This window comes from Pantoea sp. X-Soil-YNGN-785 (assembly GCF_059730585.1).
This window is the reverse complement of sequence record NZ_AP035942.1, coordinates 2,455,266-2,466,548: the sequence shown is the minus strand read 5'-3', so window position 1 is coordinate 2,466,548 and position 11,283 is coordinate 2,455,266. Positions and strand designations below refer to the sequence as shown.

10 protein-coding genes are annotated in these 11,283 nt (G+C 59.8%); 6 read left to right on the top strand and 4 right to left on the bottom strand.

Annotated elements, in window-relative coordinates:
* Positions 1 to 46 precede the first annotated feature (46 nt).
* The 4 genes from AC6I8E_RS11545 to AC6I8E_RS11530 all read left to right on the top strand — a co-directional run bounded on the left by AC6I8E_RS11545 (position 47) and on the right by AC6I8E_RS11530 (position 4,304).
* Positions 47 to 1,561, top strand: a complete 1,515-nt coding sequence (locus tag AC6I8E_RS11545; protein ID WP_095706991.1) for a sugar ABC transporter ATP-binding protein — start codon at positions 47 to 49, stop codon at positions 1,559 to 1,561.
* 10 nt (positions 1,562 to 1,571) lie between these two features.
* Complete coding sequence (locus AC6I8E_RS11540; RefSeq protein WP_013358325.1) at positions 1,572 to 2,552, top strand: ABC transporter permease subunit; 981 nt, start codon at positions 1,572 to 1,574, stop codon at positions 2,550 to 2,552.
* An 89-nt stretch (positions 2,553 to 2,641) separates the two neighbouring features.
* Positions 2,642 to 3,580 (top strand): ABC transporter substrate-binding protein, encoded by a 939-nt coding sequence (locus AC6I8E_RS11535; protein ID WP_013358324.1) that lies wholly within the window; start codon positions 2,642 to 2,644, stop codon positions 3,578 to 3,580.
* A gap of 43 nt (positions 3,581 to 3,623) precedes the next feature.
* Positions 3,624 to 4,304: a D-lyxose/D-mannose isomerase gene (locus tag AC6I8E_RS11530; protein ID WP_497823998.1), complete on the top strand. Its 681-nt coding sequence runs from the start codon at positions 3,624 to 3,626 to the stop codon at positions 4,302 to 4,304.
* Positions 4,305 to 4,356: 52 nt separating this feature from the next.
* Here AC6I8E_RS11530 and AC6I8E_RS11525 read toward each other — a convergent pair whose 3' ends face one another.
* The gene (locus tag AC6I8E_RS11525; protein ID WP_187266256.1) at positions 4,357 to 5,241 is read right to left on the bottom strand and encodes an AraC family transcriptional regulator; all 885 of its coding nucleotides are present in this window, start codon (positions 5,239 to 5,241) and stop codon (positions 4,357 to 4,359) included.
* A gap of 135 nt (positions 5,242 to 5,376) precedes the next feature.
* Between AC6I8E_RS11525 and AC6I8E_RS11520 the strand changes: the two genes are divergently transcribed.
* Entirely contained in the window at positions 5,377 to 6,108 is a 732-nt protein-coding gene (locus AC6I8E_RS11520) for an SDR family oxidoreductase (RefSeq protein ID WP_147789703.1), read from the top strand.
* 39 nt (positions 6,109 to 6,147) lie between these two features.
* Here the strand turns inward: AC6I8E_RS11520 and AC6I8E_RS11515 are convergent, their stop codons facing one another.
* Complete coding sequence (locus tag AC6I8E_RS11515; protein WP_147789702.1) at positions 6,148 to 6,891, bottom strand: response regulator; 744 nt, start codon at positions 6,889 to 6,891, stop codon at positions 6,148 to 6,150.
* A gap of 422 nt (positions 6,892 to 7,313) precedes the next feature.
* Here AC6I8E_RS11515 and AC6I8E_RS11510 point away from each other — a divergent pair, with 422 nt between their 5' ends.
* Positions 7,314 to 8,612, top strand: a complete 1,299-nt coding sequence (locus AC6I8E_RS11510) for an NCS2 family permease (protein ID WP_197042348.1) — start codon at positions 7,314 to 7,316, stop codon at positions 8,610 to 8,612.
* A 333-nt stretch (positions 8,613 to 8,945) separates the two neighbouring features.
* On the opposite strand, the gene AC6I8E_RS11505 is transcribed toward AC6I8E_RS11510, so the two are convergent.
* Complete coding sequence (locus AC6I8E_RS11505; protein WP_497823997.1) at positions 8,946 to 9,224, bottom strand: hypothetical protein; 279 nt, start codon at positions 9,222 to 9,224, stop codon at positions 8,946 to 8,948.
* Positions 9,225 to 9,566: 342 nt separating this feature from the next.
* Complete coding sequence (locus AC6I8E_RS11500) at positions 9,567 to 11,021, bottom strand: AMP nucleosidase (protein ID WP_147790136.1); 1,455 nt, start codon at positions 11,019 to 11,021, stop codon at positions 9,567 to 9,569.
* Between the last annotated feature and the right edge of the window lie 262 nt (positions 11,022 to 11,283).

The window sequence follows — 11,283 nt, the reverse complement described above, 5'->3', positions numbered from 1 at the left end:
GGCGTTGCTTAACTGGCGGCTATCCACAGTCCGCAGGAGCAGGGCGATGACAGCCACACCGATACTGGAAATGCGGGGCATTACCCGACGCTTCGGCAATTTTTATGCCCTGAAGGGCGTCGATCTCACGGTGTATCCCGGTGAGGTTCACGCGCTGATGGGAGAGAACGGCGCGGGTAAAAGCACACTGATGAAGATTCTGGCCGGTGCCTATACCGCCAGCAGCGGGGAAATTCTCATTGAAGGCAAGCCCTATACGATTAAGGGGCCGAAAGAGGCGCTGGCTGCCGGGATCACCCTGATTTATCAGGAGATCAACCTGGCACCCAACCTGACGGTGGCGGAGAACATTTTTCTGGGTAGTGAAATCGCGCCCGGCGGGCTGGTGAAGCGGCGGCAGATGGCCGAAGAGGCGCAGCGGGTGATTGACCGGCTCGGCGCGCAGTTCAGCGCCTGGGATCTTGTCAGTCGTCTGAGCATCGCCGAGCAACAGCAGGTCGAGATCGCCCGCGCACTGCAGCGCAACAGCCGCATCCTGGTGATGGATGAGCCGACCGCCGCGCTCTCAAACCGTGAAACTGAACAGCTCTTCGCGCTGATTAAACGGCTGCGCAGCGAAGGGATGGCGATCATCTACATTAGTCACCGCATGGCGGAGGTCTATGAGCTGTCCGACCGCGTCAGCGTGCTGCGTGACGGGGAGTATGTCGGCAGCCTGACGCGTGACCAGCTCAACGCCAGCGAACTGGTGCGGATGATGGTCGGGCGGCCGCTCAGCGACCTGTTTAACAAAGACCGCGCTATCCCGCTGGGCGACATCCGGCTGGCGGTGAATCATCTGACCGACGGCGGCAAAGTGCATCCCAGCAGTCTGGCTGTGCGGGCAGGGGAAATTGTCGGGCTGGCCGGGCTGGTGGGTGCGGGGCGCAGCGAACTGGCGCAGCTGATCTTTGGCGTGCATAAGCCGAAAGAGGGCGAGATCTGGATCGACGGCGAGAAGGTCACCATTCATTCGCCGCGCGATGCGATTGCGCGCGGCATCGGTTTCCTCACCGAGAACCGCAAAGAGCAGGGGCTGTTTCTGGAGATGGCGGCGCAGGAGAACATCGTGATGGCGACGCTGGAGCGCGACGCCAGTTACGGGATGCTCAACCGCCGCAAAGGGCAGACCATCGCTACGGAGGCGATCGCCTCCCTCAATATTCGTGTACCGCACGCTCAGGTCCGGGCGGGCGGCCTGTCAGGTGGCAACCAGCAGAAGCTGCTGATCTCGCGCTGGGTGGCGATTGGTCCGCGCATTCTGATCCTTGATGAGCCGACGCGCGGCGTCGATGTCGGCGCGAAAAGCGAGATTTACCGCATGATGCAGGAGATGGCGCGGCAGGGCGTGGCGATTTTAATGATCTCCAGCGAACTGCCGGAAGTGGTCGGCATGAGCGACCGCGTTTACGTGATGCACGAAGGCACCATCGTCGGTGAACTGGAGGGCAGCCACATCAGTCAGGAAAATATTATGACGCTGGCAACCGGTGCGCACAGCACGTCAGCAGGCGAAATCTGAGGAGACCACCATGTCACAACTGGCCCGCACTAACGCGCCGACGCTGAAACGCGCCCTGATGGGTGATCTGCTGCAAACGGTAGGTATCCTGCCGATTCTGATCCTGATCGTGGCGGTGTTTGGTTTCGTTACGCCGAACTTCTTTACCGAAGCGAACCTGCTGAATATCACCCGCCAGGCGTCGATCAATATCGTGCTGGCGGCGGGCATGACCTTTGTCATTCTGACCGGCGGTATCGACCTGTCGGTAGGGTCAATGCTGGGCACCACGGCGGTAGTGGCGCTGGTGGCGTCGCTGGATCCGATGCTTGCCTCGCTGACCATTCCGATGGCGCTGGGCGCGGGTCTGGTGATGGGGCTGTTCAACGGTATCCTGGTCGCCTGGGCCGGATTGCCTCCCTTTATCGTCACGCTCGGCACCTACACCGCGCTGCGCGGGGCGGCTTATCTGCTGGCGAACGGCACCACGGTGATTAACTCCGATATTAACTTTGAGTGGATTGGTAACGGCTATCTCGGGCCGGTGCCGTGGCTGATTGTGATTGCCTTTGCGGTGATCGCCATCTGCTGGTTCATCCTGCGCCGCACCACGCTGGGCGTTCATATCTACGCGGTCGGCGGCAACATCCAGGCGGCACGTCTTACCGGCATCAAGGTTGGCGTGGTGCTGCTGTTTGTCTACGGCATGAGCGGCCTGCTGTCGGGACTGGGCGGCTTAATGAGCGCCTCGCGGCTCTACAGCGCCAACGGCAACCTCGGCGTCGGCTACGAGCTGGATGCGATTGCGGCGGTGATCCTCGGCGGCACCAGCTTTGTCGGCGGCATCGGCACCATCACCGGCACCCTGATTGGCGCACTGATTATCGCCACGCTGAATAACGGCATGACGCTGATGGGCGTCTCCTATTTCTGGCAGCTGGTGATCAAGGGCGCGGTCATCATCATCGCAGTCCTGATCGACAAATACCGCACCCGTCATCATGTGAGCTGAGGCTTAAAAGGGCGGATGCGCCGTGTCGCCGCCGCCACCCAAAAACGCCATTAAGCGGTTGGCACCTTGAAAACAGCAGGAGAAGGTCTATGCGTTTTAATCCGATTGTAACCGGGCTGCTGGCGGCAACGCTGTTCAGCACCGGCCTGGCTCAGGCAAAAGAACTCAAATCTATCGGCGTCACGGTCGGCGACCTGGCTAACCCCTTCTTCGTGCAGATCACTAAAGGCGCAGAGATGAAGGCGCGTCAGCTGGCGGGCGATAAGGTCAATGTCACGCTGGTCTCCAGCGGCTACGACCTCGGTCAGCAGGTCGGCCAGATTGATAACTTTATTGCGGCCAAAGTCGACATGATTATCCTCAACGCCGCGGACTCCAAAGGGATCGCCCCGGCGGTGAAGCGGGCGCGTGACGCCGGTATCGTGGTGGTGGCGGTTGACGTGGCCGCCGATGGCGCCAATGCGACCATCACCTCCGATAACACCGAGGCGGGCGCAATGGCCTGTAAATATATTTCTGACCGCCTGAAGAACAAAGGCAACGTGGTTATCATCAACGGACCGCCGGTTTCAGCCGTACAGAACCGTGTTGAAGGCTGCATGAACGAGCTGAAAACCCATCCGGACATCAAGCTGCTCTCGTACAACCAGAACGCCAAAGGCAGTCGTGAAGGCGGACTGGAAGTGATGACCGGTCTGCTCTCGGCTAACCCGAAAATTGACGCCGTGTTTGCCATCAACGACCCGACAGCGATTGGCGCGGACTTAGCCGCGAAACAGGCGCAGCGCAGCGAATTCTTCATCGTGGGCGTCGATGGATCGCCGGACGGGGAAGAGGCGCTGAAGCGTAAAAACTCGCTGTTTGTCGCCACCCCAGCCCAGGATCCGCAGGTCATGGCGGCCAAAGCGGTCGAGATTGGTTATGACATCCTGCAGGGCAAACCCGCGCCGGATAAACCGGTGCTGATCCCGGTGAAACTGATCGATCGTAATAATATCGGCAGCTATCAGGGCTGGACGGTGAAATAAGCGTCAGGGCGGCACCTTCGGGTGCCGCTCTCAGGAGGCCACCATGCAACGTTCAGAGGTTAATGACTACCTGCAGCATACACGCGAGTTTTTCCGCCAGCAGGATGTGCATCTGCCGCCGTGGGCCGATTACAGCGTCAGCCAGCGTGCGCAGGATCGCGACGTGATACAGGAGATTCTGGCGCTACGGCTGGGCTGGGATCTCACCAGCTTTGACGCGGCAGATTTTATGCAGACTGGCCTGACGCTGTTTACGCTGCGTAACGGCTCGCCAGGCGGACAGCCGTGGCATAAATCCTACGCCGAGAAGATGATGCACGTGCGCGAAGGGCAGCTGACGCCGATGCACTATCATCCGCGCAAGATGGAAGACATTATCAATCGCGGCGGCGGCAACCTGATTGTCGAACTGCATAACCGCGACGGCGACGGGCTGGCTGACACGCCAGTGGCGGTGTCGCTGGATGGCCTGCGCCAGATCCATGCTGCCGGAACACAGCTGCGACTCTCTCCGGGTGAAAGCGTGACGCTGGAGGCGGGCGTCTGGCACAGTTTCTGGGGCGAAAACGGCTTCGGCGACGTGCTGGTGGGTGAGGTATCGATGCCCAACGATGATGAAAATGACAACGTGTTTCTGACGCCGCTGGCCCGTTTCAACCCGCTGAATGAAGATGAAGCGCCGCGCTGGCTGCTGTGTAATGACTATGCGAACGGCTTTCTGTGAGTTGCCCTCCACTGAGCGCAGAATGGCAGGGCGCATCAAGTTCGCTTACCTGTCATGTTTCAGTGCCGGTCAGCCTGAGTTTTCTGATGCTGCGTGCGGGCGGTTCACCGAACAGGCGCGCATATTCCCGGGTAAACTGCGTCAGACTCTCGTAGCCCACATCTGCCGCGACGGCGGCGACATTGCCGGGCCGCAGCACCAGCGCTTTGCGCGCCTCATAGAGCCGGAGATGTTTTTGATACTGCAGCGGCGAAAGCCCGGTGCTGGCCCGAAAGCCACGATGGAAGGCCGACAGACTCATGCCCGCCATCGCTGCCAGCGTCTCAATGCGAAACGCGGTAGCATAGTGCGCGCGCAGCCAGACCAGCGCCTTTCTGATCTTCGCAAAATGCCCGTTTAACTCTGCTGCCTGACGCAGCACGCCGCCCTGCGGACCCAGCAACAGCCGGTAAAGCATCTCGCGCTCCACCAGCGGCGCCATCACCGCGATCTCCTCCGGTTTTGTCAGCAGGCGCACCATCCGCAGCCAGACATCCGCCAGCGCATCATCCACCCTGTTAACCGAAATGCCTTTGTTCGTAGCGGGAAGAGCGGTCACAGGCATCTGATGCAGCAGATCGCTGATGGCGGCGAAATCGAGCGTCAGACGTACGGCGAGATAGGGCGAGGCTTCGCTGGCTTCAGTGATGTCGCCAGTGGCGGGCAGATCGAACGACGCGGTAAACATTTCACCTGCGGAATAGCGGATGGATTGTGCGCCCACCTGCAGCCTTTTTTCTCCCTGCAGGATCAGGCTGACGAACGGTAGATAGATTTCTGGCGGCAGAGCCATCGGCTGGCTGACGCGATAGAGATCCACGCGCGGAATCGTCGTCGCAGTGAGGTCGTCTGCCGCGCACGCCAGCACTTCATCTCTTAACGCTTCAAGGCCTTTCATATTGCGTGACTCCGGCGGATTCAGCGCCTGACAGAAGAAAAGCAGGAATGGGCAAATTTTAGGCAGGATTGCAGCCGCCGCGCAACCGGCTGAGGATTATTCTCGCTCTCTGGTCTTTGAGCAGGATGGTATGAAATGAAAATTGAAGAAGCAGTGATCATGATTACTGGAGCATCGTCGGGGATCGGTGAAGCCACGGCGCGTGCGGCGCTGCAGGCGGGTGCGCGGGTTATCTTACTGGCACGACGCAAAGACCGACTGGATGCTCTCGCGGATGGATCAGGCAAAGCGCTGGCAGTAGCCTGCGATGTGACTCAGCCTGGCCAGATTGCAAACGCCGTCAGACAGGGGCTGGCACGCTTTGGCCAGATTGATGTGCTCATCAATAATGCTGGTCAGGGGCTGTACGCGGCGGTTGAGGAAATAGAGGCGGCGGATTTCAGGGCGCTGCTTGAGCTGAACCTGATTGCCCCGCTGATGATGATGCAGGCGGTGATCCCACCAATGCGGCGGCAGGGCGCAGGGCGCATTATCAACGTCAGCTCCGGGGCGACGCTGGCAACGTATCCAGGGTCGGCGGCCTATACCAGCTCCAAAGCGGGGCTGAATATGCTCTCCGGCGTGGCGCGGCTGGAACTGGCTGAGGCCGGGATTACGGTTTCCACGGTGTATCCGTTTATGACCCGCTCAGAATTTTATCAGTCGGTGAAGTTGGGACAGGAAGCCGCGATTGCGCAGGCTGAGCAGAGCGCCGCATTCGCGCACGCGCCTGAGCGCGTGGCGGAAAAAATTCTGGCAATGGTTGAAAGCGGAGAGGCACAGGGGGATCTGGTGCCGCGTGCCTGGGGCGGAACGTATGACGACTGAGGTGAGCACGCCTGTCACTGGCAGGCCGCTCAGAATGACTCAGGCGATCTGGCTGGCGCGCGGCGCGATTTCCGGTTTCATTACGTCAGCGGAAAAGACGTAACCCAGCCCGCGAATGGTGCGGATCAGGTCAGGCTGATGCGGGTTGGTTTCAATTTTGCGGCGCAGTCGCATAATCAGCACGTCGATGGTGCGGTCAAACACATCGAGACTTTCACTGTGGGTCAGCTCCAGCAGCTGATCGCGGGTCAGCACCTTACGGGCGTGACGCACCAGCGCGCGCAGCAGGCTGTATTCTCCCTGGGTCAGCGGCACCAGTTCGCGCTGCGGATTAAACAGCTGGCAGCGGCCATCGTCCAGTTGCCAGCCGCCAAACCGCCAGCCCGCCGGTTCAGGATCGGCCTGTGCAATACGCCCGCTGCGACGCAAAGCGGCACGGGCGCGGGCCACCACCACGCGGGGATTAAAAGGCTTGGCGATGTAGTCGTCTGCGCCCATCTCCAGACCCACCACCATCTCCGCTTCGGACCCCATACCGGTCAGCATAATCACCAGTACCTCGGGTCGCTGACGCTGGAGCTGCTGCAACACCAGCAGCCCGTTGGTATCGGGCAGCATCATATCCAGCATCACCAGCGATATCTCCGGGTGCTCGCTGAGTATCGATAGCGCCTCGCGTCCCTGATGACAGCGGTAGACCGTTAACAGATGTTCACTTAACGCATCCTGCAGGACGTCGCAGACAGCAGGATCATCATCCACCACCAAAATCGCTGGCTTCATGGCGCGGCCTCAATGTTACGAAAGAGTTAATTCTGGAGTCTACACAGGCCAGAGAAGGTTGCTGAAGCAGCATGCTGAAACGTGACCCGCTTCGCCTGTGAGAGTCTGGAAGCGTGCGCTGGCGCAGAGTTTTTGGCGGTTGCTGATTTGCCGCAGGAAAACGATTGCGCGGGATCGGTGCATTGCACCATAATCGCGCCCTGTTTTGATTCGGAATCTTCTTAGGCGTGTCCGGCTCTGCCAGGTAATCGATTGCGTCGGCAGATGGCATGGCAATTGCTTTGGGCAGTGGGTAACGCAGGGATTTCAGGCGGTTCTGGCACGCAAGTATGCAGCGGCCGGTAACCCTGTCCCGGAAACAGAATAATCAGCATACAAACCCCTTTGGCAAGAGAGACGGCTGTCTCCTGTATCGAGAGATGATGATGTTAGAAAAACTATTCAAACTCAAAGCGCATAACACCACGGTTCGTACCGAGATTATCGCCGGGATCACCACCTTCCTGGCGATGGCCTATATTCTGTTTGTGAACCCGAGCATTCTGGGCGCAACCGGCATGGATAAAGGCGCGGTGTTTGTCGCGACCTGTCTGGCGGCGGCGATTGGCTGCGTGCTGATGGGGCTGATCGCTAACTACCCGATCGCGCTGGCACCCGGCATGGGACTGAACGCCTTCTTCACCTATACCGTGGTGCTGCACATGGGCTACACGTGGCAGGTTGCGCTGGGCGCGGTGTTTCTCTCGGCGGTAATTTTCTTCGCGATGTCGCTGTTTAAAATCCGCGAGTGGATTATTGCCAGTATCCCGCTGCCGCTGCGCGCCGGGATTGGTGCAGGTATCGGGCTGTTCCTGGCGATTATTGCCCTGGAAGGGGCGGGCATCGTGGTCGATAACCCGGCGACGCTGGTGGGCATTGGCGATCTGACCAAACCGGGTCCGCTGCTGGCGATGCTTGGCTTTGTGGTGATCGTGGTACTGGAAGCGCGTCGCGTGACCGGTGCGGTGCTGATCGGCATCCTGCTGGTGACCTTTATCTCGATGGGCATCGGTCTGTCGCCGTTCGCGGGCGTCTTCTCTGCGCCGCCGTCGATTGCACCGACCTTCCTGCAGCTGGATATCGCCGGGGCATTTAACGTCGGCCTGATCAGCGTGATCTTTGCCTTCCTGTTTGTCGATGTGTTTGATAACACCGGCACGCTGCTGGGCGTGACTAAACGTGCCGGTCTGGCGGATGAGCAGGGCAATGTGCCCAAGATGGGGCGTGCGCTGATTGCCGACAGTGCGGCTGCACTGTTTGGTTCACTGCTCGGCACCTCGACCACCACCAGTTATGTGGAATCGGCGGCGGGCGTGAGTGCCGGTGGCCGTACCGGACTGACAGCGATCGTGGTGGGTGTGCTGTTCCTGCTGGCACTGTTCTTCTCGCCGCTGGCCTCCAGCGTGCCGGTTTACGCGACTGCGCCTGCGCTGCTGTTTGTGGCGGTATTGATGGCATCGGGACTGGCAGATATCGACTGGAAAGATATCACCACGGCCGCGCCGGTTACCGTGACTGCGCTGACCATGCCGCTGACCTATTCTATTGCTAACGGCATCGCGTTTGGTTTTATTACCTGGACGCTGGTGAAGCTGCTGAGCGGTCGTGCGAAAGAGGTGAATGCGGCGCTGGTGATCCTGTCGATTCTGTTTGTGATTAAGCTTGGGTGGTTAAGTGCCTGATGGGTGCCTGGCGGCGGGGTGAGTTTCGCCTCGCGACGGGCAGGTATGAGCGGGGTACGCGTTGCAGCGGGCTGGCTTTGAGCAGGTTTCGCCCGCCAGGCGATGGGGAGTTTCAGGTTGCCCATGCAGGCGGACGCGTCAAGGGGCGGACGCCCGCCCCTTAACAATCCCGGCGTCCGGCAGCCTGCGCGCCCCGCTGTGCGGGGTGCCTTCGTCACGCCCTGCGGCCGAAGGACCGTCCGGACGCGCTATCCCTGGCGCGAACCGTCCTTTCGCCGACGTCCTGTCGACTCATCCTCGCCTCCGGTTGTTCCTCAGCGCTACGGATGCCTCTCACCAACCCCCGCCTGTGATTTCTTTTTGTTTTCTCTGGTGCTGTATTGTCTGCAGACCTGAAAAGCCAAAGCCAAAGCCAAAGCCAAAGCCAAAGCCAAAGCCAAAGCCAAAGCCACAGCCACAGCCAAAGCCAAAGCCAAAGCCAAAGCCAAAGCCAGAGCCAAAGCCAAAGCCAAAGCCAAAGCCAGAGCCAGAGCCAGAGCCAATCCCGGAAACGTAAAGCGATAACGTGCCAACACAGAAAGAAGAGATAACAGCGAGGGGCAGGGAGGCCATCTGAACCGCTGAGCGGATGAGGGATTTCAGGACGAGCGACAGGGATGTCGCGAAGAGGCGGGTTCGCGCCAGGGATGGCGCGTCCCGGCGGTCCGTGAGAAATCCTGAAGAAGCGAAGGGACCGCGAAGCGGCGGTGAAGCAGGCCGGAGCCGGGGGTCAAGGGGGCGCGGCGACTGGCGCCCCTTGTCGGTCGCCTGCAGAGGCGATACTGAAACTGCCCAGCTGATCAGGCGAACGAAACCCCTCTCAGAGCCCGTTCGCGCAGCGAACATCCCAGCATCAGCTCTTCTGCCAGCCCGTTCGCGCAGCGAACAAAACTCCCCGAGCCAGCGGCGATACACCTACCGGAAAGGCGGCTCATTAAACGTCCGCAACTTACGTGAATGGAGCTTGTCACCCTCGGCGCGCAACAGCTCAACCGCATGGATACCAATCTGCAGATGCTCTGAAATCGCCCCCTCATAGAAGCGGTTTGCCTGACCGGGCAACTTGATCTCGCCGTGCAGTGGCTTGTCGGAGACGCACAGCAGCGTGCCGTACGGTACACGGAAACGATAGCCCTGTGCGGCAATGGTGGCGCTCTCCATATCGACCGCTACCGCGCGGCTCAGGTTAAAGCGCAGGGCCGATGCGGAGTAGCGCAGCTCCCAGTTGCGATCGTCGGTGGTCACCACGGTGCCGGTACGCAGGCGCTGTTTCACCTCTTCGCCTGGCATGCCGCTTACCGATTTGGTGGCGTCATACAGTGCGCGCTGCACTTCGGCAATGCTTGGCACCGGGATGTCTGGCGGAAGCACACTGTCGAGTACGTGATCGTCACGCAGATAGGCGTGGGCCAGCACATAGTCGCCGATCCGCTGGCTCTCGCGCAGACCGCCGCAGTGACCAATCATCAGCCAGGCGTGCGGACGCATCACCGCCAGATGATCGCAGATGGTTTTGGCATTCGACGGGCCGACACCGATATTAATCAGCGTGATGCCGCGACGATTAGGTGAGGTGAGATGCCAGGCAGGCATCTGATGCTTCTTCCACGCCAGATCAGAAAGCATCGACTCGCTGTCGGCGGTGTCGGCCGTCAGCACCACGTCACCCGCACAGGCCAGGCTGTCGTAAGGGGTGTTGGGATCGCGCACCTGCTCAATTGCCCAGCGCACGAACTCATCCACATAACGGGTGTAGTTGGTGAACAGCACAAACGGCTGGAAGTGCTCTACGCTGGTGCCGGTGTAGTGACGCAGGCGGGCCAGCGAAAAGTCGGTGCGCAGCGCGTCGAAGTGCGACAGCGGAAATTTGGCGTCGGCGTGGAACAGACCGTCGGTGGTCTCATCGCCAATCTGTGACAGCTCGGTAGTCGGGAAGTGGCGCGCAATACTGGCGCTCATGGTGCGATCCAGCGACAGATCGGAACCGTCGATCACGTAAGGATAGGGGATCTCCTGGCTGGACGGCACCACGTCGATCTCCAGCTGATACTCCTTCTCCAGCATTGCCAGCTGTTCCGAAATATAGTGGCGCAGTAACGCCGGACGGGTAACGGTGGTGCTGTAACTGCCGGTATGGGTAAAGCGGCCCCAGGCACGCGTGCGGTTCTGCTGCGGACCTTCACCGTGCCAGGTGATGCGCAGCTCCGGGTAAACAAAGAGTCCTTTTTCCCGTTCCGCGGCATCGGGCAGCGTTCCGTTTTCGGTAAACACTTTAATTGCCGCACGCAGCGCATCAACGGCACCATCGTAAAGGCGTTCGAGTTCATCCAGCGCCTGCTGGCTGGTCAGGTTTTTCCGTAGTGTCGGCATGGTTTCTCCTTCCATTTTTTTCCGCAATTTGCCCCAAGCTTAGCGGGTTTGTTGCAGAGATTGGTGAAGAATCTGTGATCGCCTTTTTTTTGCGCTAACGAAGCGCGTAATCTGACCAGTGCGGCATTGAGCCGGAACGCACATCATTAAAATTCGGTAAGAAAATCTTTATGATCGAAACAGGCGGTGTCGCCGTGTCTGTTGCGCTGCAAATGACAAGGGAGCGACAATGCAGCTAGCGGCATCGTGATGACAGGCGATC